This window comes from Nocardia crassostreae (assembly GCF_001613405.1).
Taxonomy (GTDB): domain Bacteria; phylum Actinomycetota; class Actinomycetes; order Mycobacteriales; family Mycobacteriaceae; genus Nocardia; species Nocardia crassostreae.
The window spans coordinates 32,162-54,740 of record NZ_BDCH01000043.1; the positions used below are offsets into that span (position 1 = coordinate 32,162).

General features: G+C 68.2%; 21 protein-coding genes and 2 pseudogenes. 16 read left to right on the forward strand and 7 right to left on the reverse strand.

Annotated elements, in window-relative coordinates; genetic code table 11:
* Positions 1-17: 17 nt before the first annotated feature.
* The 3 genes from NC4_RS36360 (at position 18) to NC4_RS36370 (ending at position 2,653) form a co-directional block, all read left to right on the forward strand.
* Positions 18-1,061, forward strand: coding sequence for a hypothetical protein (locus NC4_RS36360; protein ID WP_067548352.1), 1,044 nt, complete (start codon positions 18-20; stop codon positions 1,059-1,061).
* Between the two features lie 127 nt (positions 1,062-1,188).
* The gene (locus tag NC4_RS36365) at positions 1,189-1,554 is read left to right on the forward strand and encodes a DUF6188 family protein (protein ID WP_067548355.1); all 366 of its coding nucleotides are present in this window, start codon (positions 1,189-1,191) and stop codon (positions 1,552-1,554) included.
* 367 nt (positions 1,555-1,921) lie between these two features.
* On the forward strand, positions 1,922-2,653 hold the full coding sequence (locus NC4_RS36370) for a helix-turn-helix domain-containing protein (protein ID WP_067548358.1): 732 nt from the start codon (positions 1,922-1,924) through the stop codon (positions 2,651-2,653).
* 4 nt (positions 2,654-2,657) lie between these two features.
* Here NC4_RS36370 and NC4_RS36375 read toward each other — a convergent pair whose 3' ends face one another.
* The 3 genes from NC4_RS36375 to NC4_RS36385 form a co-directional block, all read right to left on the reverse strand.
* Complete coding sequence (locus NC4_RS36375; RefSeq protein ID WP_067548361.1) at positions 2,658-3,065, reverse strand: RidA family protein; 408 nt, start codon at positions 3,063-3,065, stop codon at positions 2,658-2,660.
* 31 nt (positions 3,066-3,096) lie between these two features.
* Entirely contained in the window at positions 3,097-3,858 is a 762-nt protein-coding gene (locus NC4_RS36380; RefSeq protein ID WP_067548364.1) for an IclR family transcriptional regulator, read from the reverse strand.
* A gap of 73 nt (positions 3,859-3,931) precedes the next feature.
* A complete protein-coding gene (locus NC4_RS36385) occupies positions 3,932-4,969 on the reverse strand; it encodes a sugar kinase (RefSeq protein ID WP_245722174.1) in 1,038 nt (345 codons plus the stop codon).
* A gap of 137 nt (positions 4,970-5,106) precedes the next feature.
* Between NC4_RS36385 and NC4_RS36390 the strand changes: the two genes are divergently transcribed.
* The 5 genes and pseudogenes from NC4_RS36390 (at position 5,107) to NC4_RS36410 (ending at position 10,959) form a co-directional block, all read left to right on the forward strand.
* Positions 5,107-6,405: a type III PLP-dependent enzyme domain-containing protein gene (locus NC4_RS36390; protein WP_439957589.1), complete on the forward strand. Its 1,299-nt coding sequence runs from the start codon at positions 5,107-5,109 to the stop codon at positions 6,403-6,405.
* Between the two features lie 14 nt (positions 6,406-6,419).
* Positions 6,420-8,033, forward strand: coding sequence for an N-acyl-D-amino-acid deacylase family protein (locus tag NC4_RS36395; protein ID WP_067548370.1), 1,614 nt, complete (start codon positions 6,420-6,422; stop codon positions 8,031-8,033).
* The gene (locus NC4_RS36400; RefSeq protein WP_067548373.1) at positions 8,030-8,650 is read left to right on the forward strand and encodes a bifunctional 4-hydroxy-2-oxoglutarate aldolase/2-dehydro-3-deoxy-phosphogluconate aldolase; all 621 of its coding nucleotides are present in this window, start codon (positions 8,030-8,032) and stop codon (positions 8,648-8,650) included. The genes NC4_RS36395 and NC4_RS36400 overlap by 4 nt, the downstream gene beginning before the upstream one ends.
* A gap of 8 nt (positions 8,651-8,658) precedes the next feature.
* Positions 8,659-10,110, forward strand: a pseudogene (locus tag NC4_RS36405) (GntP family permease).
* A 90-nt stretch (positions 10,111-10,200) separates the two neighbouring features.
* Positions 10,201-10,959, forward strand: a complete 759-nt coding sequence (locus tag NC4_RS36410) for a hypothetical protein (RefSeq protein WP_157555440.1) — start codon at positions 10,201-10,203, stop codon at positions 10,957-10,959.
* A gap of 1 nt (position 10,960) precedes the next feature.
* Here the strand turns inward: NC4_RS36410 and NC4_RS36415 are convergent, their stop codons facing one another.
* The 3 genes from NC4_RS36415 to NC4_RS36425 form a co-directional block, all read right to left on the reverse strand.
* On the reverse strand, positions 10,961-11,452 hold the full coding sequence (locus tag NC4_RS36415) for a nitroreductase/quinone reductase family protein (protein ID WP_169814941.1): 492 nt from the start codon (positions 11,450-11,452) through the stop codon (positions 10,961-10,963).
* A 49-nt stretch (positions 11,453-11,501) separates the two neighbouring features.
* Positions 11,502-11,903: a hypothetical protein gene (locus tag NC4_RS36420; protein ID WP_067548528.1), complete on the reverse strand. Its 402-nt coding sequence runs from the start codon at positions 11,901-11,903 to the stop codon at positions 11,502-11,504.
* Positions 11,904-12,010: 107 nt separating this feature from the next.
* Entirely contained in the window at positions 12,011-12,730 is a 720-nt protein-coding gene (locus NC4_RS36425; RefSeq protein ID WP_067548379.1) for an SDR family oxidoreductase, read from the reverse strand.
* Positions 12,731-12,830: 100 nt separating this feature from the next.
* Here NC4_RS36425 and NC4_RS36430 point away from each other — a divergent pair, with 100 nt between their 5' ends.
* Together NC4_RS36430 and NC4_RS36435 are read left to right on the forward strand one after the other, a co-directional pair.
* Positions 12,831-13,691 (forward strand): helix-turn-helix domain-containing protein, encoded by an 861-nt coding sequence (locus NC4_RS36430; RefSeq protein ID WP_067548531.1) that lies wholly within the window; start codon positions 12,831-12,833, stop codon positions 13,689-13,691.
* 52 nt (positions 13,692-13,743) lie between these two features.
* A complete protein-coding gene (locus tag NC4_RS36435; RefSeq protein WP_067548382.1) occupies positions 13,744-14,910 on the forward strand; it encodes an alkaline phosphatase family protein in 1,167 nt (388 codons plus the stop codon).
* Here the strand turns inward: NC4_RS36435 and NC4_RS44980 are convergent.
* Positions 14,903-16,458, reverse strand: a pseudogene (locus NC4_RS44980) (LCP family protein). The gene NC4_RS36435 and the pseudogene NC4_RS44980 overlap by 8 nt on opposite strands.
* A 236-nt stretch (positions 16,459-16,694) precedes the next feature.
* Between NC4_RS44980 and argC the strand changes: the two are divergent.
* From argC to NC4_RS36470, 6 genes are read left to right on the forward strand one after another with little or no spacing between them, the layout of a single operon-like run.
* Positions 16,695-17,777, forward strand: coding sequence for an N-acetyl-gamma-glutamyl-phosphate reductase (gene argC, locus NC4_RS36445; protein ID WP_067548533.1), 1,083 nt, complete (start codon positions 16,695-16,697; stop codon positions 17,775-17,777).
* The gene (gene argJ / locus NC4_RS36450; protein ID WP_084530125.1) at positions 17,774-18,985 is read left to right on the forward strand and encodes a bifunctional glutamate N-acetyltransferase/amino-acid acetyltransferase ArgJ; all 1,212 of its coding nucleotides are present in this window, start codon (positions 17,774-17,776) and stop codon (positions 18,983-18,985) included. Before argC ends, argJ begins: the two co-directional genes overlap by 4 nt.
* Entirely contained in the window at positions 18,982-19,881 is a 900-nt protein-coding gene (gene argB / locus NC4_RS36455; RefSeq protein ID WP_067548388.1) for an acetylglutamate kinase, read from the forward strand. Before argJ ends, argB begins: the two co-directional genes overlap by 4 nt.
* Positions 19,878-21,077, forward strand: coding sequence for an acetylornithine transaminase (locus tag NC4_RS36460; RefSeq protein WP_067548391.1), 1,200 nt, complete (start codon positions 19,878-19,880; stop codon positions 21,075-21,077). The genes argB and NC4_RS36460 overlap by 4 nt, the downstream gene beginning before the upstream one ends.
* The gene (gene argF, locus NC4_RS36465; RefSeq protein WP_067548394.1) at positions 21,074-22,015 is read left to right on the forward strand and encodes an ornithine carbamoyltransferase; all 942 of its coding nucleotides are present in this window, start codon (positions 21,074-21,076) and stop codon (positions 22,013-22,015) included. Before NC4_RS36460 ends, argF begins: the two co-directional genes overlap by 4 nt.
* The gene (locus NC4_RS36470; protein WP_067548397.1) at positions 22,012-22,530 is read left to right on the forward strand and encodes an arginine repressor; all 519 of its coding nucleotides are present in this window, start codon (positions 22,012-22,014) and stop codon (positions 22,528-22,530) included. The genes argF and NC4_RS36470 overlap by 4 nt, the downstream gene beginning before the upstream one ends.
* Positions 22,531-22,579: the final 49 nt, after the last annotated feature.

Here is a 22,579-nt window from a genome sequence, read left to right on the forward strand (position 1 = left end):
TACCGAGGGTGGAACCTATGGCCGACGCCAAGGCCCGTGAGATCGCCGAACGGCTGCTGGATCTGCAAGTCGACTTCATTGTCGCCGAGGTGACGGGCGATCGGTTCGCCGAAGTCATCGCCCGGGATGTGGACGCCGTGATCGGCGTGGCCGACACCATCATCTTCCGCGATGTGGTGGAGATCGACCAGGCCAAGCAGACCGTGGCCAATGTCGTCGAACTGATCGGCGGCAGCCCGGTGCTCGGCGATATGGTCGGCACCCTGGCGAATTCGCTCTACGAGGACATCGCCGCCAATAACGAGTACACCCTCGGCGACGTGGTCGACCGCGAGCCGGTCGAACAGCTGCTGGAGAAGATATTCGGCATGAACCAGGCGCAGGAGCGAATCCTGGAGCGGCTCACCGAGAGCCCGCTCATCGCCACCGTCGCCTCCAAGTTCGTGGACAAGCTGATCGACGACTTCATGGAGTCCAACCGCCAGCTGGCGAGCAAGCTCCCGGGCGTCGGCTCGCTGGTCTCCTTCGGCACCTCCGCCGCCAAGACCGCGCGCAAGGCCGCCGAGAAGGCCGCCGGAGACGGCACCTTCCTGGGCGAAATGGCCGGGAAGGGCGCACAGTTCGCGCTCAAGCGCACCAATAACGCCATTCGCGAGATGCTGCGCGACGCCCCGGTGCACGACGCCGCCATGGAGTTCTGGGATCTGCACGCCGGTGAGCCGGTGAGCGGGCTGCGGGAGTACCTGTCCCAGCAGGACCTGCAGGATCTGGCGCTGATCATCTACCGCATCGCGCTGACCACCCGCGAGAAGGAGTACTTCGGCGTCCTGGTGGATCAGGGCGTGGAGGTGTTCTTCGAGAAGTACGGCGACCACACCCTAGCCGCCATGCTGCCGGAACTGGGCCTGTCCAACGAGGCCATCGCGAACGAGATCCTGCGCTACGGCCCGGCCGTGGTCGAGGCCGCCAAGCGGAACGGCGTGCTGGCCAAGCTGGTTCGCGAGCGACTGGAGCCCTTCTTCCTCTCCGAGCCCGTGCTGGCTGTGCTGAGCGGTAGCTGATCACCGGAATAACTGCCTGAAAACGCGATCTACCACACACTTTCGGCCCGTCTCCGCAGTTGCGGAAACGGGCCGATCGGCATTTCGGGCACAGTGGAATCAGACGAACCGCACGGGAGGAACGATCATGAAGCTGCCGCTGGCCGGAGAGCGACTGTGTGTGCTGTCCACCGAGCCCCTGCTCGCCATCGGGATCGGCGTGTACGAGCTGCACGTCGGCAGTGAGCTGACCATCGAAACCCCGAACGGCGTGGTGCATCACGTGGTCGGCGACCCCACCCGCACACACGACAATCTGGTGGGAGCCCTCGATGGCACGATCGAATCGGCCACCGTGAACGACAAGGGCGGCCTGCGCATCGTCCTCGATTCCGGCGCGCACGTGGTGGTGGACCCGGACCGCTATTACGAGGCGTGGACCTTCACCGGACCACGCAGCATGATCGCCTCCATGCCGGGCGGCGAACTCGCGGTGTGGCAGGACGAATCCTGAGCTCCGCCCGATCGACGCCGCGGCGGGTGGGTGAGACAGTGCCTCCGGGTGAGACAGCGCCTCGCGCACCGGCCGCCGCGGCGAGGTGCGCACGGCCGCCCGGATGACGGATCGGTGGCCGTGCGGGATGCCCCACGCGGCACGTACCACGCAGCGACATCGTGATCGGCGATGAGACCGGCGTACGTGCCGTCCCCTCCGCTGGCACCCGTGTGCCGTCCGGTTCGGGCGGCCTTGAGAGCATCGCGACTCGGCCGGTCTATCGTCAAGCCGAGGCCCTGTCCCAATTTGTCCCAGTCACCCGACTGTCTAGACCAAACGGTAGGTTTTCTTGGCACAAGGGCATCCGGTCGGGAGGTAACTGCACGTGGCTGAAGCACGGTCGTCGATCGCGGGCTATCTGCGTGAACGCCGGGAGGCTGCCGGGCTGACCCGGGCCGAGCTGGCCCGCAAAGCCGGTGTCTCCGAAGCGTTGATCCAGAAGCTCGAACAGGGCACCCGCCCGCCGACCTCGGCCACGCTCGGCGCGCTGTTCGAGGCCCTCGATGTGCCAGCGCAGTTCCGTGAGTACGCCGCGAGCGTGATGCAGCCGGAGCTGACCGCCCTCGGATTCGACGACGAGGCGCCGAGCCCGGCCGAATTGGCCTTCCTGAACAGCCTGCCGTATCCGGCCTGCTATCAGACCCTGCCCTCGGTGGACCTCATCGCCGCGAACGAGGCCTACCTGCGGGCCTTTCCGGGGCTGGCGCCGGGCGGCAACATCATCGAGTGGATGTTGTTGAACCCGAACGCCAAATACGTGCTCGAGGACTGGGAAGGCCAGACGCACTTCATGGTGTTCGCCTTCCGGCACATGGCGCCCGGCGTCGTCGCGCCGGAACGCATGGCGGAGGTCATCGAGGTCTGCGGGCGGTCGCCGGACTGGGAACGCTTCTGGTCGACCGAGATCGCGCCCGCGGACATTCCACGCCGCCCCATTCGCGTGCGATCGGCGGAGACGGGGGAGCGGACGACCATGCACATTCACCTGTTCCGCGTGGAGCTGCCGCGGCGGCCGTGGTCGATGTACACCCTGGTGCCCTCCCCCGACGGGGACTGACCGCTCAGCCCGCGACGATGGCGATGCCGTCGATCTCGACCAGCATCTCCTCGCGCGGCAGGCCGGTGAAGACCGTGGTGCGGCTGGGCAGCACGCCGCCGGTGGTGTGCTCGGTGACGAACTTGCCGTAGGCCTCGTTCATGATCGGGAAATCCTCGCGCTTGGTGAGGTAGACGCGCAGCATCACCACATCGTCGAAGCTCGCGCCGCTGGCCTCCACAATGGCCTTCACGTTCTCGAGGGTGCGGGTGGTCTGCGCGGCCACATCGCCCGGGAACAGGTACTCGCTGGTGACCGGGTCGACCGGCCCCTGCCCGGAGACCTGGACGAACGGTCCCTTGCGCACGCCCTGCGAGAAGGTGTGGGCGGGCGCGGGGGCGAGATCGGTTCGGACGGCGATCTTCTCACTCATGTGCAATGCCTTTCGGTAATCGATACTCGGCTCAGCCGAGGCGGTCGGCGCTCGGGCTCCAGCCGAGCTCGGTGGATACGGCGTCGGCCGCTGCGCGCACCCGCGGCAGCAGGCCGAGCACTTGATCGTGATCGAGCAGCATGTCCGGCACCGACATGGACAGCGCGGCGACGACCGCGCCGGTGCCATTGCGGATGGGGACGGCCACGCAGTTGACGAAGCTCTCGTGTTCCTCGTGATCCTCGGCGAAGCCTTGGGCGGCAACGAGTTCCAGCTCCGTCAGATACTGCTCGGGGGTGCGGATGGTGCGATCGGTGAAGGGGCGGTACTCGATGCCCTCCGCGATCTCGCGCCAGAGCCCGCGCGGCTGCGCGGAGACCAGCACCTTGCCGACCGCGGTGCAGTGCAGCGGTGCGGGACGGCCGATGCGCGAATACATGCGCACGCTCTGGGTGGCGTCGAGCTTGTCGATATAGATGGCCTCGCCGGATTCGTAGGTGGCGAGGTGGATGGTCTGCCCGGTCTCGGCATTGAGCGCGGTCAGATGGGGCCGGGCCGCGGTGCGCACATCGCGGCCCTCCAAGGACCGGTTGGCCAGCTCGAACAGCCGCGAGCCGAGCCGATAGCGATGCTCGGCGTCATGGGTGACGAAGCGCTCGGACTCCATGGTCTGCAACAGCCGCAGCACCGTGGATTTGTGCACGCCCAGCCGGGTGGCCAACTGGTCCAAGGTCTTCGAATCCTCGCCGAGCTGGGCGAGGATGGTCAGGGCGCGATGCAGACTCTGGCTCACGACGGCTCCTCGCTGGCGCTCGGCCCCGTCGAGAGCCAAGGGCGCTGTATTGATGGTTCGCTCGCAAGCTCGCTCACGATGCCACATTCTCCGGTACGAGCGCGGCCGGGTCGTAGTGCAGTTCGGCCCAATCCGCGCGGGCGGCCAGGGATTCCAGGACGGGCAGGCCGGGCAGTTCGGCGATGTCCCCGGCGCCGGTGAGGGCGGCCGCGGCGCACAGATGGCCGAAGCGCAGCAGCTCCTCGTGCGGGCGGCCGTGCAGCAGGGCGGCCAGATAGCCGCCCGCGAAGGCATCGCCCGCGCCGATGCGCTCGGTCACGTCCAGTCGCAGCGCGGGCACCTCGCGGTGGTGCGCGCCGAGGAATCCGGTGACCGAATGCTTGTCGTTCTTGACCACGAGGTGGCGCGGTCGCGGGAACAGGGCGCGCAATGCTCCGGGATCGCCGGTGCCGAAGACGGTTTCGGCCTCGTCGGCCCCGAGGAACACCACATCGCAGGCGTCCAGGTGGCGGGCGAGGATCTCGGCGGCGGTATCGGCGCGCTGCGCCCACAGGGCCGGACGGTAGTTCAGGTCGAAGCTGATCAACCGGCCGTGACGGGGCAGCGCGGTGAGCGCGGTGGTCAGCTCCGTCGCGGACGGGGACAGCGCCGTGGTGATACCGGTGCAGTGGATGAGATCGCAGCCGTCGAGGAGGCTGGACGCGGCGGTGAGATCGGCGGGGGACAGGGCGCTGGCGGCCGAACCGGTGCGGTAGTAGAGCATCCGGCTGGCCCCGATCGGCAGATCGCCGTCGTGCCCGGACCCGCCGCCGCGCTCCTTCACATAGACCCCGGTCGGCCGGGCCGGGTCGACGGTGACCGCCGCGGTGTCCACACCGCGTTCGGCCAGGTGGAGTGTGAGAAAGCGGCCGAATCCGTCGGCGCCGACCCGGGACATCCACGCCGTCTCCACCCCGAGCCGGGCGAGAACGGCGGCCACATTCGCCTCCGCGCCGCCCGCGCTCCGGTCGAAGGTCGGCGAGTCCTCGAGCGGTCCGGGCCGGGCGATCAGAACGGCGAGTCCTTCGCCGACGGTGATCGCTCGCGGGCGGGCCGGCGTCGCTCGGGTCACACCAATCTCCTTCGAGTGCTTGCGGCTATCGGTCATCGCATGCAGAATAACCACCACAAACACGATGTGCAACAAGCGTTGCAGAATATGCAGTGCATTGTTGATATGACAAACCTGAGGAAGGGAGTGCCGTGGCCATCGACAATGCCGTCATCGCAGCGCTGCACGATCGGACGCTGGGACCGGAGCACAAGTCGCTGCCGCCGACGGCATGGGGCAAGACCGTGCGCGAATACCTCGCGGGCGCACCGCGACTCGATGAGCTCGCGACGCCGGTGCTGACGCTGGACCGCGCCGCCATGGATTCGAATCGTGCCGTCATGGCGGATTGGGCGGCGGCCGCGGGCGTGCGGCTGGCCCCGCACGGGAAGACCACCATGGCCCCGCAGCTGTGGGCCGAGCAGCTCGCCGCCGGATCGTGGGGGATCACCCTGGCTACCGGCTGGCAGGTGCAGGTGGCGCGCTCGTTCGGGGTGGCCCGCATCATGCTGGCCAATGCGCTGCTGGATCCGGTCGGATTGCGCTGGGCCGCCGCGGAATTGGCGCGCGATCCGGGGTTCGAACTGTTCAGCTGGGTCGACGGGGTCGGGTCGGTGCGCGAGATGGAGCGGCAGCTGGCCGATGCTCCGGAGGGCGTGCGGCTGTCGGTGCTCGTGGAACTCGGTGGGCCGCACGGGCGCACCGGTGCGCGCGGGCTCGCGGCGGCGCTGGAGGTGGCCGAGGCGGTGCATCGGTCGTCGCGGCTGACGCTGGCCGGGGTGAGCGGATACGAGGGCGCGCTCGCTCACGATCGCAGCTCGGAAGGCATTGCGGCGGTGCGGCATTACCTCGACGATATGGCGCAGCTGCAGCGCGGGATCGCCGCGGCGGGTTGGTATGAGGGGCCCGCCGTGGTGACCGCGGGCGGCAGCGCCTATCCCGATCTGGTGGTGGAGCATCTCGCCGGGCTCGCGGACGAGAGCGGGGAGCGCGGGGTGCCGACCACTGTCGTCTTGCGTTCTGGCGCTTACCTGATTCACGACGACGGCTTCTACTCCGGCATTTCCCCGCTGGCCGCCGGTCGCGCCGACCGGCCGCTGCGCTCGGCCATGCACGGCTGGGCGCGCGTGGTCTCGCGCCCCGAGACGGAGCTCGCCCTGCTGGACGCGGGCAAGCGCGATCTGCCGTTCGACGAGGGGCTGCCCGTACCGCAGCTCATTGCGGGACCGGGTGCGGCCAAGCTGAATCCGGAGGCGACGGTCTCGGCGCTCAACGACCAGCACACCTTCCTGCGGCTGCCCGGCGGCGCCGCCGAGGAACTGCCGGTGGGCGGCGTGGTGCGGCTCGGGCTCTCGCATCCCTGCACCGCCTTCGACAAATGGCGGCTCATTCCGGTGATCGACGATGCCGGGGCCGAGCGGCCGGTGCTGGTCGATCTCGTGCACACCTTCTTCTGATCGGCGGTAATACAGTGGCCGACTTGCTTTTTCGCAGTATCGACATAGTCGACGGGACGGGTGCGCCGCGGTATCGCGGTGATGTGGTCGTCGACGGCAGGCGCATCGCCGAGATCGCCGCACCCGGTGCGATCACCACGGCGGATCGGGTCGTGGACGGCGGCGGGGATCTGGTGCTCGCACCCGGATTCATCGATATGCACGCCCATTCCGATCTGCACCTGCTCACCGAGCCGGACCATTTCCCGAAGCTGAGCCAGGGCATCACCACCGAGGTGATCGGTCAGGACGGGCTGTCGTACGCACCCATCGACGATGCGGCGCTGGCGGTGCTGCGCCGCCAGATCGCCGGGTGGAATGGCAATCCCCCCGATTTCGACTTCTCCTGGCGCAGTGTGGCCGAGTACCTGGATCGGCTGGATGCGGGGATCACGCCGAATGCCGCGTATCTGGTCCCGCAGGGGACGCTGCGGCTCATGGTGGTCGGAGCCGAAAAGCGCCCGGCCACACCGGAAGAGATCGCCCACATGCGAGAGCTGCTCGCCGAGGGGCTCGCGCAAGGCGCGGTGGGCATGTCCAGCGGATTGACCTACACGTCCGGAATGTACGCGGACACCGGCGAACTCGCCGCACTGTGCGAGGTGGTCGCCGAGGCGGGCGGCTTCTACGCCCCGCACACCCGCTCCTACGGTGCGGGCGCACTCGACGCCTACGCCGAAATGATCGAGCTGTCCCGCCGCACCGGCTGCGCCCTGCATCTCACCCACGCCACCATGAAATTCGGCGAGAACCGGGGCCGCGCACCGGAACTGCTGGCCATGATCGACGCCGCGCTCGCCGACGGCCACGACGTCAGCCTCGACACTTACCCCTACCTGCCGGGTTCGACCACGCTGTCGGCGCTGCTGCCGAGTTGGGCCATGTCCGGTGGCCCGGATGCCGCCCTGGCGCGGATCGCCGAGGAGTCCACGCGGATTCGCATCGCCCTCGATGTGAACCTGCACGGCTCCGACGGCTGTCACGGCGTCACCGTCGATTGGGAGACCATCCAGATCAGCGGCGTCGGCAACAGCGCACTCGACGAGTACGTCGGCCGCACCGTCGCCGAGATCGCCGCCGATCGGGACATGCCGCCGGTCGAGGTCTTCTTCGACCTGCTCACCCGAGATCAGCTGGCCACCACCATCATTCAGCACGTCGGCCACGAGGAGAACGTGCGCGCCATCATGCGCCACTCCCGCCACATGGGCGGCAGCGACGCCCTCCTGGTCGGCCACCGGCCGCACCCCCGCGCCTGGGGCACCTTCCCCCGCTACCTCGGCCACTACGTCCGCGAGTTGGGCCACCTCGAACTCGAGGACTGCGTCAACCACTTCACCGACCGCCCCGCCGAACGCCTCCGCCTGCGCGACCGCGGCCTGATCAAACCCGGCCACGCCGCCGACCTGGTCCTCTTCGACCCCGAAACCATCACCGCCACCGCCACTTTCGAAAACTCCAAACAACAGGCCGAAGGCATCCGCCACGTCCTGGTGAACGGCGAGTTCGCCCTCGAAGACGGCAAGCCGACCGGCGTCCGAGCCGGTCGAGCACTACGCATGGACCCTAGCCGGAAGGAAACCCGATGACCTCGGCCATGGACGTCATTCGCGCCGATCGCGTGCTGACCGTGGTGCGCGCACCCGAGATTCCCGATCCGGTGGCGCTCGCCGAGGCGCTGGCGGGGGCCGGAATCCACACCCTGGAGCTGACTTTCACCACGCCGGGCGTGCTCGACGCATTGCGCAAGGCCTCCGAAGCGCCGAATGCCGTGGTCGGGGCGGGGACGGTGCTCGACGGCGAGCAGGCGGCCGCGGCCATCGACAGCGGGGCGAGGTTCCTGGTCACCCCCGGCATCCGGGTGGCGGTGGCGGAAGTGGCCGGGCGGCACGGGATTCCCGTGGTGATGGGCGCTTTCGCCCCCAGCGAGGTCATGCAGGCCCTGGATCTGGGGGCGGCCGCGGTGAAGATATTTCCCGCCCGCGCGCTCGGGCCGGGCTATCTGAAGGATCTGCGCGGGCCGTTCCCGCAGGTCGAGCTCATCCCCTCCGGCGGGGTCAATGCCGGGAATGCCGCCGAGTTTCTGGCGCACGGCGCGATCGCCGTGACCGCCGGGACCGATGTCGTCGCCCCCGGCGATGTCGCCGCGGGCCGGTGGCCCGAGATCGCCGCTCGCGCGGCATCGTTCGTTCGATCCATGAATTGAGGTACCCCATGGGCGACACAGTCGATTGGCTGCGCACCACCACACCGGGCTTGCTGGTGTTGTGCGGGCTGGCCATCGCCGTCCTGCTCGTCACGATCATCCGGTTCAAGCTGGAACCGTTCATCGCACTGCTGCTCACCGGTTTGGGCTTGGCCCTGGCGGCCGGGCTGCCGGTGGCGAAGATCGTCGGCACGCCATTGAAGGCCGGGGAATCCTTGTTGGAGACCGGATTCGGCGGCATTCTCGGGCATATCGCGGTCATCATCGGCCTGGGCACGGTGCTCGGCGCCATTCTGGAACGCTCCGGCGGCGCGGACGTGCTCACCGAGCGGCTGCTGAAACTGTTCGGGGACAAGGGCGCTCCGCTGGCCATGGGCCTGCTCGGGCTCATCTTCGGTATTCCGGTGTTCTTCGATATCGGTATCTTCGTGCTCGCGCCGCTCATCTATGTGGCCGCCAAGCGCGGCGGGCGCTCGCTGGTGCTCTACGCCATGCCGATGCTGGCGGGCCTGTCCATGACGCACGCCTTCCTGCCGCCGCATCCGGGCCCGGTCGCGCTGGGCGGGCTGCTCGGGGTGATCCTGGGCTGGCTGATTCTCATGGGATTCTTCTGCGGCCTACCGGGATTCGTGGCCGCGGGCATTGTCTGGGGCAGCTGGATCGGCAAGCGCGTGCAGGTCGAGGTGCCCGACGAATTCCTGGTGTAGGCGGAGAACGGGAAGCTCGGAAACGGCGCGCCCAAGGAGGGTCCGGGAGCGGCGACGGCCACCGATGTGCAGCGAACGGCCCCGTCGGTGGGTCTGATCGCCGGCATCATCGCCATTCCGCTGGTGCTCGTCCTGGGTGCGAGCTTCGGCAGCCAGCTGCTCGACCAGGGCTTCAAGCTCATGCAGGTGCTCACCTTCCTCGGCACGCCCGCGGTGGCCCTGCTGATCGCGGTACTCATCGCCTTCTACGTGCTCGGCATCCGCCGCGGCTCCACCGTGCAGGAACTCTGCGCGCTGACCGCCGAATCGCTGCGTCCGGTGGGCATGCTGCTGCTGGTGGTCGGTGCGGGCGCGTTCTTCGGAAAGGTCATCGCCGCCACCGGTATCGGCACCGCGCTCGCCGATACCATGTCCGCCGCCGGGCTGCCGGTCATCGTGCTGGCCTATCTGATCAGCTGCGGGCTCCGCATAGCGCAGGGTTCGGCCACGGTCGCCATCGTCACCACCGGCGGCATTGTCGCCCCGCTGGTGGTGGACCACGGCTATTCGCAGATGGCCATCGCGCTCATCGCCATGGCCATTGCCGCCGGGTCGATCATCCTCAGCCACGTCAATGACGGCGGGTTCTGGATCATCGCGAAGTACTTCAACCTCACTGTGAAACAGACGCTGCAGACCTGGACGGTGCTGGAAACCGTGCTGTCGGTGGTCAGCTTCGCTGTCGCGGCGGTGCTGTTCGCCTTCGTGTCCTGAGGGGGACGGGCAGTCGCCGCGCCGGAATCCGGCCCGGCGATTGCCCGCTATCCGTTGCGGTGGGCGCGGCGTGCCGGTTAGCGTCGCCAGGTGAGTTCATCAGGTGACGGGGAGGCCGAGCGCTACGCCGGGGAGACATGGCGGGCGCTGGACCGGCAGTGGAACACGTGGGGGCGGCTCGACAAGGAGATGGCCGCGCCGCGGTATCAGTCGCGGTTCATTCCCACCGAGGTCTGGCAGCACGTGGGCGTGCAGGAACCGGAGCCGCCGAGCGTGGAGCATCCGAGCTTCGCGGTGGTGCGGCGGCAATACGGTGCGCTGCTGACCTCGTACGGGTTGTCGTTCCCCGATACCTGGGGTGATGCCGAGCCCGGTAATGGCCTCGGCGTCGAGGGCTACGGCGCGGCGGCCGGAATGCCCGCCGATTGGGCTGCGACACAAATGGTTTCGGACACCTGGCTCGGGCATATGGTGTGGTCGGTGGCGCAGACCGTGTCCAAGCACGGGCTGCGGTTCATTCAGAATCTCGAACACTACGGGTCGCTGTCGATGACCTTGTCCGGCCAGGGATTTCCCGATGAGGCGCGCGGTGCTTTCGTCGATGACCAAGGCGATGCGTGCGTACTGCTGGGCATGTCCGACGAGAGCGTCCCCGCGACGGTGGACGGGCCGCTGGGGCCGATCCGCCTGGTCAATATCAAACTGCTGACGCTGGCCGAGACCCACTTCTGTGTCTCGGGCGGGCGATCCGGCACCGGTGTCACCGATGCGCGCGGTGAACTGGCCCAGCGATTCGCCGAGCAGGGTGATGCGCTGTGGTCCAGCATCACCCGGCCTTCGGTGGTCTGAATCAGGCGCGGCGCAGGACCGCGATGGGGAACCTTCGGGTGCTCAGCGCCCGGTAGGTCGCGAAGTCGGGATATCCGGCGACCAGTGTGCGCCAATGCTTCTCGTATTCGGCCGGATCGGTGACCACGTGCGTGGTCACCGGCCAGGACTCGCGTCCGACCCTGACCTCCGGCTTGTCGGTGGCGAGCAGGTTCCCCCACCAGTTGGGCGTCCCCGGATTCCCGCCATTGGAGCCGCAGACCAGCAGGTCGTCGCCATCGCGGACGAGCATGAGCATGACCGGCCGTGACTCGCCGGATTTGCGGCCGGTGACCGTCAGCTGGAATACGGGCTTACCTTGCAGCGTCGTGAACCGCGTCCCGCCGAACCGGTCGTACAGCCTCCGGTGCAGGCGCGCGTAGAAACGGGCGGCCCGGCCCAGACGCGTGGTCGAGAAGTGGTTGAAGCGCCCGCTCAGGGTGAGGGGAGTCGATTCGGTGCTGTTGTCAGCCATTGGTTTTCCTGCCTGCCGCGTATCGCGGCTCACTGTACATAGCGTCCAGTCAATCGGCGCGCAGTCCACGGCGCATGGCATCGATGGTGGATTCCGGTGAGGTGTTGAACGCGAACCGGATACCGGGGGCCACCTCGGTAACCGTATTGATCAGGCGCTCGAACAGTTCGGTGAGTTCGGGAGCCATGCGCACGCCCGCGCCGATCATGGCGACGCGGAACGGCCCGGCGGCGGCGCATTCGCGCACCTTCGCCTCGGCCGCCTCCGGATCGGTGGTCACCAGGCAGGTCGTGAAATCGATCCCGGCCGCCCGCATGGCGTCCTCACCGGCCTGAATGCGCGCGGTCAGCGTCGCCTCGCTCTGCCCGGGATACGGGGTGAAGTCGACGGCGCTGGGATGCAGGCCGATCGACAGGACACGGTCCTTACTGCTCGAATTCGCTTCAGCCACGGTGTTCTCCTTCGCGGATGCTACTGACCACAGCACTGCCACCAGGCTAGCGATCAGGACGAGTGGTACGGCCGCAATGAGCCCGCGCCGCCCGCGGCGGAGGACTCTCACCACGGGGTGGCGCCGGTGCGGTCGAAGAAGCCGCCGGTCGGGCCGTCCGCGCCGATGCGGGCCAGGCGCACGATCGCATCACTGCCCTCGGTGACGGTCTGGACGCCGGAGTGGCCGTTCAAATCTGTTGCGGTGTAACCGGGATCGGCGGCATTGATCCGAATCTCGGGGAATGCCTGGGCATATCGCGTGGTGATCATGTTCAGCGCGGCCTTGGTCACGGGGTAGCCCACCGCCGGTGGCAGAATCCCGGCCCATTTCGGATCGGTGATGGTGGCGATGGAACCCATGCCGCTGGACACCATGACGATGCGCGGTGCGTCGGAGGCTTGTAGCAGCGGTAGAAAGGCATGTGTCACGCGAATGGGTCCGAAGACATTGGTCTCGAACACTTCTCGCAGATCATCGGGCCGCAGATCGGCCGGATCGCTGTCGTGGCCGCCGATCGCCGCATTGTTCACCAGCACATCCAGCCGCCCGACCCGCGCCTTCACCGTGTCCGCCGCCGCGAACACCGAATCATCGGAGGTCACATCCAGCGGCAGGTAATGCACGTTCATCCCCTGCGCGGTGAGCTTGGCGGCCGCCCGGGTGCCGCGGCCCGAATCTCGGGCGGCGAGAAAAACCTCCCAACCCAGTTCCGCGAACCGCCGCACCGTCTCCTGACCGATTCCCTTGTTCGCTCCGGTGACCAAAGCGATTGTCGTAGCTGTCATATCCCCAGTCTCGGCGGCCGATACGGCCCCCACCAGGGACGCTTCGGCATGGGACCGGCGGTACCACCCCGCCGCCGCGCGGGTGCGGGACGATGAGGAGGTGGACAGAACCGAATTGGCGACGGTATTGCGCACCGCCCGCGCCCGTCTCGCGCCCGCCGATGTCGGGCTCCCGGCGGGTTCCCGCCGCCAGGTCCCCGGCCTGCGCCGTGAGGAGGTCGCCATGCTGGCGGGCGTCAGCGTCGACTACATCGTCCGCCTGGAACAGGGCCGCGGCCCGAAGCCCTCCGATCAGGTGCTCGGCGCCCTGTCCCGCGCTCTCCGCCTCGACGAGGACGACCGGAACCTCATGTTCCACCTGGCGGGCTCCGCGCCCCCGGCCGAAGGCCGCATCCCCATGCTCATCCGCCCCAGCGTCTACCGCCTGCTGGATCGAATGGCCGATCTGCCGGTCGTGGTGCTGTCCGCCAAATCCGATGTGCTGGCCTGGAATCCACTGGCCGCCGCCCTGTTCGGCGACTTCTCCGAATGGCCGCCCATCGAACGCAACATCATCTACCAGCGCTTCCTCGGCAGCGGCCTCGGCCGCGCCTGGCTGACCCCCGAGGAGGAAGCCGCCACCGCCGACTACTGCGTCGGCTGCCTCCGCTCGGTCCGCGCCCGCTACCCGGACGACCCCGACCTGGCCTGGCTGGTCAACGAATTGCGCTCCCGCAGCCCGAGATTCGACGACCTCTGGCGTGCAGGCCGCTCCCACCAACTGCGCTCGTCCACCAAGACGATCGGGCACCCCGATCTCGGCCGCCTGACCCTGGATTGCGACACCTTGCTGGTCCCCGATTCCGATCAAACGGTCATCGTCTACTCGGCGGCCCCCGGCACTCGTGCGGCTTCCGCCCTGGACCTCCTGCGCGTCACGGGTTTGGAGCGATTCAGCCCTGATTCCGCGGCGGCTGATTAGTTCCCAGGCCGCGCCGGTGATTCGGTCCTTGATCCGGGGAGCGGGGCTTGGGATGGTGGTGCTCGTGTTGACGCTGCCGCAGTATGGGTTGAATTCGCTGGCCGATGTGTTTCCGTCGTTGTTGGCCGGGCTGGGGGTGCCGAGGGAGGTCGACCGGCTCGGGCTGGAGTTGGATGCCAGGCGGGTTTGCGTGTTGCTCATCGACGGGTTGGGGGCGGAGCAGCTCGCGGCGCATGCGGGGGATGCGCCGTTCCTGTCGAGTGCCGTCGGGCGGACCATTACCGCGGGCTTTCCGACCACCACCGCCACCAGTTTGAGCTCGCTTGGCATCGGAGTGCCGCCGGGGGAGCACGGGTTGGTGGGCTATCTGTTGCGGGTGCCCGGTCAGGATCGGCTGATGAGCCCGTTGAAATGGCGGCTGTTCGGGGACGGGCCCAAGGTCGATCTGCTGAAAGAACTTGCGCCGGAGCAGTTTCAGCCACATACGACCGTGTTCGAGCGCGCTGCGGCCGACGGGGTCGCGGTCACCCATGTCGGGCCGATCTTCCAGGCTGGTTCCGGTCTCACCCGAGCGTCGTTCCGCGGCAGTGAGTTCCGCTTCGACGTCTCACTCGGCGACCTCATCGACGGCACCCTCACGGCGCTGGGTCAGGGTGAGCGTTCTCTGGTCTACGCCTACCACGCCGATCTCGACACCACCGGACATGTGCGGGGCCCCGGATCCCTGGCCTGGCGACTGGAATTGGGCATGGTGGACCGCACCGTGCAGGCCATTGCCGAACGGCTCCCGAAGGACGCGGCCCTGCTCGTCACGGCGGACCACGGCATGGTCGCCATGCACGACCGCATCGACTTCGACACCACGACGGCCCTGCACGACGGCGTCGCCGACCTCGGCGGCGAGGCCCGCGCCCGCCACGTCTACACCGAGAACGGCGCCGCCACCGATGTCGCCGCCGCCTGGCGCGAGGTGCTCGGCGCGAACTACACCGTGCTGACCCGCGACGAGGCCATTCGCGACGGCTGGTTCGGCCCCACCGTCTTGACCGAAAACGCGTCCCGCATAGGCGATGTCATTGCCGTGGCGGGCGACCACGGCGGCATCATCCGCTCGGCGGTGGAACCCCTCCAGTCGAGCTTCCTCGGTCAGCACGGCTCCCTCACCTCCGCCGAGATGCACATCCTCCTGCTCGTCTTCCGAGGCGCGCAGGTCAGTTGACGCAGGGGATGCCGCCGCCGATGGTGGTGGTGACCGGTTTTCCGGCGTCGGGGGTGTCGGGGGCGGTGGTGGTCGTGGCGCGGGTGGTGGTCGTGGGGGTGGTGGAGGCGGCGGCCGGGTCGAGGGTATCGGGGAGGTTGAAATCGGTGCCCAGGACGAGTCTTACGTGGCCGGGGGTGACGCTGGTCGAGGCCGAGACCGGGATGCCGCCGAGCATGTCGGAGAGTTGTTTGGCGTCGGTGTCGGCGCCGGTGCCGTGGTAGATGGCGGTGGTGGTGCCGTCGGAGTAGGTGCCCGTGCTGACCGTGCCTGCGGGGAAGCCCTTGGCGGTCAGGGATTTCGAGAGCTGGGCGGCCAGGCCGGAGGTGCCGCTGGCATTGACCACGTCGAGGGTGGAGACCGGCGTGGTGACGGGGGTGGTCGGCGGGGCCGGGTCCTCGATGCCGAAGGCGGCGCGAACCTCCTTGCGAATGGCGACCGGGTCGATGATGTTCACGTCCTGGCCGTTGATCATGTCGTAGCGCAGCACGGGCAGGGTGCGGAATTCCACCTGCGGGGAGTCGGCGCGGCCGAGGGTGGTGAGGAAGTCGGTGAGGCTCCAGCCGTCGGAGAGGACGATATCGCGGTGGGCGACGTCCATGAGGTCCTGGAGTTTGCCGATATTGGTGAAGGTTCCGGCCTGTTTGAGCGAATTGGCGACCGAGGTGAGGAAGGCCTGCTGGCGGTGGGTGCGGTCGAGATCGCCATTGGGCAGGCCGTGCCGCTGGCGGACGAAGGCCAGGGCATTGGCGGCGTCCAGGTGCTGGCGGCGTCCAGGTGCTGGCGGCCCGCGGGGAAGACCGCGCCCGAGTAGTAGCTGTCGTCGACGGCATTGTTGAGGCAGACGTCGACGCCGCCCAGGGCCTCGGCCAGATGGTAGAAGCCGACCAGGGAGACCTCGGCGAAGCGGTTGATGGGAACGCCGGCGAGCGCCTTCACCGTTCGCACGATGGATGCCCGGCCCGCTTCGCGCCCTTCGCGTTCCAGCTGCACCTTGTCGGTGACGCCCTGGGCTTCGAGCTTCTGCTCGGCGTAATACTTGGCCAGGCCGTACGCCTCTTTGATCTTGATATTGGTGTAGCCAGGGATGCCGGTCACCGGCACGTAGTCGTCGCGCGGGATGGAGAAGGCGACGATCTTCTTCATATCCTTCGGAATGTGCACGAGGATGAGGGAATTGGCGTTGTAGCCGCCCTCGGTGCCGTCCCCGGCGTGCAACTGATCGAGGATGTCCTTCGGTAAGTCGTTGCCGTTGAGGTCTTTCCGGGTATCCAGGCCGATGAGCAGGATATTGATATCGCCGTCGAGACTGCGGTCCTCCTCGGCGATGCCGCCGGTCGAACGGACGAAGCCGTCCTCCAGGCTGTTCTCGCCGTACCAGGCGATACCGGAGACCGTGACGACTGTGACCGCCGCCATGGCGGAGACGACCTGTCCGATCCGTCGCAGCGGATGTGATTCCGCTCGCCGCCGGTGCGAAACCGGACCGGCGCCGTGGCGGCCGCGCATTCCGCGACGGGCATGGCGGGGCCGCGCGGTGGCCGTTTCCGAGTCCGCGTTGTCGCCTGCCGGGGTGGTGGCTGGCGCATCGGATGCTCGATGGTTGCCGCTTTGGCGGCGGACGGCCGGGATGGGTTCGGTGTCATCGTCGTGCATGGCTCTATCGAGTGTGCCGGAAAACCGCACTTGACGCCCGAACTCCACCCGATGGTGAATGAGCTTGCACAGTCGTGCATAATCATCACATGGTGGATACCTCGGGTGGACCCACGGTTCGGGTCGCGGTGGCTGGTGCGAGCGGGTACGCGGGCGGCGAAGTCCTGCGACTGCTACTCGGGCATCCAGCGTACCGAGCCGGGCGCCTCGAGATCGGGGCGCTGACCGCCGGGTCGAATGCCGGAAGCGCGCTGGGGGAGCTGCAGCCGCATCTGCTGCCGCTGGCGGACCGGATTCTGGAGAACACCACCGCCGAGGTGCTCGCCGGGCACGATGTCGTCTTCCTGGGGCTGCCGCATGGCCAGTCCGCCGCGATTGCCAAGGCATTGCCGGAGTCGACGGTGATTATCGACTGCGGGGCGGATTTCCGGCTCACCGATGCGGCGGCGTGGGAGAAGTACTACGGCAGCCCGCACGCGGGCAGCTGGCCGTACGGTCTACCCGAGCTGCTGGGCGGCCGCGAGAAGTTGCGCGGCGCCACCCGCATCGCGGTGCCGGGCTGCTATCCGACGGTGGCGAGCCTGGCGCTGGCCCCGGCCATCGCGGCCGGGATCATCGAGCCGACCGTGAACGTGGTCGCGGTGAGCGGCACCTCGGGCGCGGGACGCAAACTCGATGTCGGGCTGCTCGGCTCCGAAGTAATGGGGTCGCTGCGGGCCTACGGCATCGCGGGCGCACACCGGCACACCCCGGAGATCACCCAGAACCTGAAGGCCGCCGCCGCGAGCGGTGCGGGCACTCCGGTCGGCACGGATGTCTCCGTCTCCTTCACCCCGGTGCTGGCCCCGCTGCCGCGCGGCATTCTGGCCACCTGCACCGCCCCGGTCCGCGTGGATGCCGCCCAGGCCCGCGCGGTCTACGAAAAAGCTTATGCCGATGAGCCGTTCGTGCACCTGCTACCGGAAGGCGTACTGCCGCAGACCGGTGCGGTGCTCGGCTCCAATGCCGTCACTCTGCAGGTGGCGGTGGATACCGACGCCGGGCTGCTGGTCGTGATCGGCGCCATCGACAATCTGACCAAGGGCACCGCGGGCGCCGCGGTGCAATCCATGAACCTGGCCGTCGGATTCGACGAGACCGCAGGACTTTCCACCGTAGGAGTGGCTCCGTGACTTCAATCAACGACGGCAAGCTGGTCCGGACCCAGGGCGTCACCGCGCCGCTGGGCTTCCGCGCCGCGGGCATCGCGGCCGGGATCAAGGTCAGCGGAAAGCCGGACCTGGCACTGGTTCTCAATGAAGGGCCGGAGTACGCGGCGGCGGGCGTGTTCACCAGCAACAAGGTGAAGGCCGCGCCGGTGCTGTGGTCGCAGCAGGTCCTCACAGGCGGGCGGCTGCGGGCGGTCATCCTCAATTCCGGTGGGGCGAACGCGTGTACCGGTCCGGGCGGCTTCCAGGACACCCACGCCACCGCCGAGGAGCTGGCGAAGGCATTGAGCAACTGGGGAACCGAGACCGGCGCGGGTGAGATCGCGGTCTGCTCGACCGGTCTCATCGGCGACCGGCTGCCCATGGACAAGCTGCTGCCCGCCGTCACCGAGATCGTGCACGAGATGGGCGGCGGACTGCAGGGCGGCGCGGAGGCCGCGCGGGCCATCATGACCACCGATACCGTGCCGAAGGAAGCCGCCTTCCACCATCAGGACAAATGGAATGTGGGCGGTATGGCCAAGGGCGCGGGCATGCTCGCGCCGTCGCTGGCGACCATGCTGGTCGTGCTGACCACCGATGTGGTGGCCACCCCGGAACAGCTGGACACCGCGCTGCGCGCCGCCACCCGCATGACCTTCGACCGCCTGGACGTGGACGGCTCCTGCTCCACCAATGACACCGTGCTGCTGCTGGCCAATGGCGCCAGCGGGGTCGCGCCCAGCCAGGATGCGCTCAATGCCGCCGTCATGGCGGTCTGCGACGATCTGGCCGAACAGCTCATGGCCGATGTGGAGGGCGTCACCAAGCGGGTGCACGTCACCGTGAGCGGCGCGGTCAGCGAGGCCGAGGCGCTCATCGGAGCGCGCACCATCGCGCGGGACAGCCTGGTGAAGACGGCGTTCTTCGGCTCCGATCCGAACTGGGGCCGCGTGCTGGCCACCATTGGCATCGCGCCGATCGAACTGGACCCCAACAAGATCACGGTCGCGTTCAACGGGCATCCGGTGTGCGTCGACGGCACCGCCGCGCCCGGGGCGCGCGAGGTCGACCTGTCCGGGCCCGATATCCAGGTGACCGTCGAGCTCGGCCTGGGCGACGGCACGGCGACCATTCGCACCACGGACCTCTCGCACGGGTACGTGGAAGAGAATTCGGCGTACAGCTCATGAGCACACCCATCGACGGTCTATCGGCGCTGGACAAGGCGCATGTGCTCGCCGACGCGCTGCCGTGGCTGCAGAAGTTCCGCGACAAGATCGTCGTCGTGAAGTACGGCGGCAACGCCATGATCGACGAGGAACTCAAGCGGGCGTTCGCGGCCGATATGGCGTTCCTGCGCACCGTGGGCGTGCATCCGGTGGTGGTGCACGGCGGCGGGCCGCAGATCAGCGCCATGCTGAAAAAGCTGGGCCTGCAAGGGGAATTCCGCGGCGGCTTCCGCGTCACCACGCCCGAGGTCATGGATATCGTGCGCATGGTGCTCTTCGGCCAGGTGGGCCGGGAGCTGGTCGGGCTGATCAATGCGCACGGGCCGTACGCGGTCGGCATCTCCGGTGAGGACGCGCACCTGTTCACCGCCACCCGGCGCACCGTGAACGTGGACGGCGCGGAAACCGATATCGGCCTGGTCGGCGATGTCACCTCGGTGAATCCCGATGCGGTGCACGACCTGATCGACGCCGGGCGGATTCCCGTGGTCTCGACCATCGCGCCCGACGCCAACGGCGTGGTGCACAACATCAATGCCGATACCGCCGCGGCCGCGCTGGCCGAGGCCATCGGCGCGGAGAAGCTGGTCATTCTCACCGATGTCGAGGGCCTCTACACCGATTGGCCGGACCGCTCCTCGCTGACCTCGCGCATCGACACCGATGAACTCGCGAAGTTGCTGCCCCGCCTCGATGCGGGCATGGTGCCCAAGATGGAAGCCTGCCTGCGCGCCGTCGAAAGCGGCGTCCCGACCGCGCACGTGCTCGACGGGCGGGTGTCGCATTCGGTACTGCTGGAACTGTTCACCGGGGAAGGCATCGGCACGATGGTGACCCCCGTTCAGGAGATCTCATGAGTACAGCCGATATCCAGCAGCGGTGGTCCGCCGCGCTGATGAACAACTACGGCACCCCGAAGGTGGCGCTGGTGCGCGGCGCGGGCGCGGTCGTCTACGACGCCGAGGGCAAGCGGTACCTGGATTTTCTCGGCGGTATCGCGGTGAACAGCCTCGGGCATGCGCATCCGGCGATTCTGGAGGCGGTCACCCAGCAGTTAGGGACGCTCGGGCACGTGTCGAATCTGTATGCCAGCGAACCGGTCGTCGAATTGGCGGAGCGACTGCTCGCGCACTTCGGCGACGGGCACGGCAAGGCGTTCTTCTGCAATTCCGGGACCGAGGCCAATGAGGCCGCGTTCAAGATGGCGCGGCTGACCGGCAAGCACAAGATCGTCGCGTGCGAGGAGGCGTTCCACGGCCGCACCATGGGCGCGCTGGCCTTGACGGGCCAGCCTGCCAAGCGGGAACCGTTCGCGCCCATGCCCGCCGGTGTGGTGCACGTGCCCTACGGCGATGCGGACGCGCTCGCCGCCGCGGTCGACGACGATACCGCGGCGGTGTTCATCGAGCCGATCATGGGCGAGAGCGGCGTGGTGGTGCCACCGGCCGATTACCTGGCCAAGGCGCGCGCCATCACCAAAGAGCATGGGGCGCTGCTGATTCTGGACGAGGTGCAGACCGGTATCGGCCGCACCGGCGCGTTCTTCGCGCATCAGGCGGCGGGCATCGTGCCGGATGTGATCACCCTGGCCAAGGGGCTGGGCGGCGGTCTGCCGATCGGCGCGGTGCTCGCGCAGGGTCCGGCGGCGGAGCTGTTGCAGCCCGGTCAGCACGGCACCACCTTCGGCGGCAATCCCGTGTGTGCCGCAGCGGCTTTGGCCGTACTGCGCACCATCGACGAGGAGGGGTCGCTGGCGCATGTCGAGTCGGTCGGCAAGATTCTGGTCGACGGCATCGAGGAGCTCGGCCACCCGCTGATCGACCATGCTCGTGGCGCGGGTCTGCTCATCGGCATCCAGCTGACCGCGGATGTCTCCGCACAGGTCGACGAGGCCGCCCGGGAAGCCGGTTATCTCCTGAATCCCGCCAAGCCCAATGTGATTCGCCTGGCGCCGCCCCTGGTTCTCACCGAAACACAGGCCGACAATTTCCTGTCCGACCTGCCCGGCATTCTCGATGCCGCGCAGGCCAAAGCAGAAGAGGGTACCAAGTGACCATCCGTCATTTCCTGCGTGACGACGACCTCTCGCCCGCCGAGCAGGCCGAAGTCCTCGCTCTGGCAGCGGAACTCAAGGCCGACCCGCTCGCCCGCAAGCCCCTCGCGGGCCCGCGCGGCGTGGCGGTCATGTTCGAGAAGAACTCCACCCGCACCCGCTTCTCCTTCGAAATGGGCATTGCCCAGCTCGGCGGGCACGCCGTCGTGGTCGACGGCCGTGACACCCAGTTGGGCCGCGAGGAAACCCTCGCCGACACCGGCCGCGTGCTGTCCCGCTATGTCGACATGATCGTCTGGCGCACCTTCGGCCAGGACCGTCTGGACGAAATGGCCGGAGCCGCGACCGTTCCGGTCGTCAACGCCCTCTCCAACGAATTCCACCCCTGCCAGGTCCTCGCCGACCTGCAGACCCTGAAGGAACGCAAGGGCGACCTCACCGGCCGCGACCTCGCCTTCCTCGGCGACGGCGCCAACAATATGTCGCACTCCCTGCTCCTGGGCGGCGTGACGGCGGGCCTGAACGTAACCATCGCCGCCCCCGAGGGTTTCGAGCCCTTCCCGTGGATCGTCGACCTCGCGCAGAAGCGCGCCGCCGAAACCGGCGCGACCATCACCCTGACGAACGACCCGATCGCGGCAGCGGAGGGCGCCGACGCCCTGGTCACCGACACCTGGACCTCCATGGGTCAGGAAGATGACGGCCGCGACCGCGTGGCCCCCTTCCGCCACTTCCAGATCAACACCGCCCTCCTCGCGGGCGCCGCCCCCGATGTGACGGTGCTGCACTGCCTCCCCGCCCACCACGGCGAGGAGATCACCGACGAGGTGATCGACGGCCCCCACAGCGCGGTCTGGGACGAAGCCGAAAACCGCCTCCACGCCCAAAAAGCCCTCCTGGTCTGGCTCCTGGAGAAATACGAAAGCACCCCCCGATGACCATCGAGCGACGTACCCAGGCGACCGGCAAGGGCGCGGCCATAGCCCGCACCCGCGCCGGCCGCCAGGCCCGCATTGTCGCCATCCTCTCCCAGCACGAGGTCCGCAGCCAATCCGAACTGGCCGCCCTCCTCTCCGGCGAAGGCATCGAAACCACCCAAGCCACCCTCTCCCGCGACCTCGACGAACTGGGCGCGGTCAAGTTGCGCGCCGCCGACGGCGGCGCAGGCGTCTATGTCGTCCCCGAAGACGGCAGTCCCGTCCGCGGCGTCACCGGCGGCACCGAACGCCTCTCGAAACTCCTGGGCGACCTCCTGGTCTCGACAGATTCCAGCGGCAACATCGCAGTCCTCCGCACCCCACCCGGCGCCGCCCACTTCCTGGCCAGCGCCCTCGACCGCGCCGCCCTCCACGAAATAGTCGGCACCATCGCCGGTGACGACACCATCGCCGTCATAGCCCGCGAACCCATCACCGGCGCCGAACTGGCCGCCAAGATCGAACAACTGGCGTAGTCCCTGACCTGGACCGGCGATCACCGGGAATCTGTGGCGGTATTCGCCG

Coding starts and splice junctions, on each gene's coding strand:
- NC4_RS36375 (WP_067548361.1), bottom strand. CDS start 3,065: ATGAGTGAGAAGATCGCCGTCCGAACCGATCTCGCCCCCGCGCCCGCC.
- NC4_RS36425 (WP_067548379.1), bottom strand. CDS start 12,730: ATGACAGCTACGACAATCGCTTTGGTCACCGGAGCGAACAAGGGAATC.
- argC (WP_067548533.1), top strand. CDS start 16,695: ATGGTGGATACCTCGGGTGGACCCACGGTTCGGGTCGCGGTGGCTGGT.
- NC4_RS36460 (WP_067548391.1), top strand. CDS start 19,878: ATGAGTACAGCCGATATCCAGCAGCGGTGGTCCGCCGCGCTGATGAAC.
- NC4_RS36470 (WP_067548397.1), top strand. CDS start 22,012: ATGACCATCGAGCGACGTACCCAGGCGACCGGCAAGGGCGCGGCCATA.
- NC4_RS36400 (WP_067548373.1), top strand. CDS start 8,030: ATGACCTCGGCCATGGACGTCATTCGCGCCGATCGCGTGCTGACCGTG.
- NC4_RS36360 (WP_067548352.1), top strand. CDS start 18: ATGGCCGACGCCAAGGCCCGTGAGATCGCCGAACGGCTGCTGGATCTG.
- NC4_RS36365 (WP_067548355.1), top strand. CDS start 1,189: ATGAAGCTGCCGCTGGCCGGAGAGCGACTGTGTGTGCTGTCCACCGAG.
- NC4_RS36415 (WP_169814941.1), bottom strand. CDS start 11,452: ATGGCTGACAACAGCACCGAATCGACTCCCCTCACCCTGAGCGGGCGC.
- argB (WP_067548388.1), top strand. CDS start 18,982: ATGAGCACACCCATCGACGGTCTATCGGCGCTGGACAAGGCGCATGTG.
- NC4_RS36435 (WP_067548382.1), top strand. CDS start 13,744: ATGGTGGTGCTCGTGTTGACGCTGCCGCAGTATGGGTTGAATTCGCTG.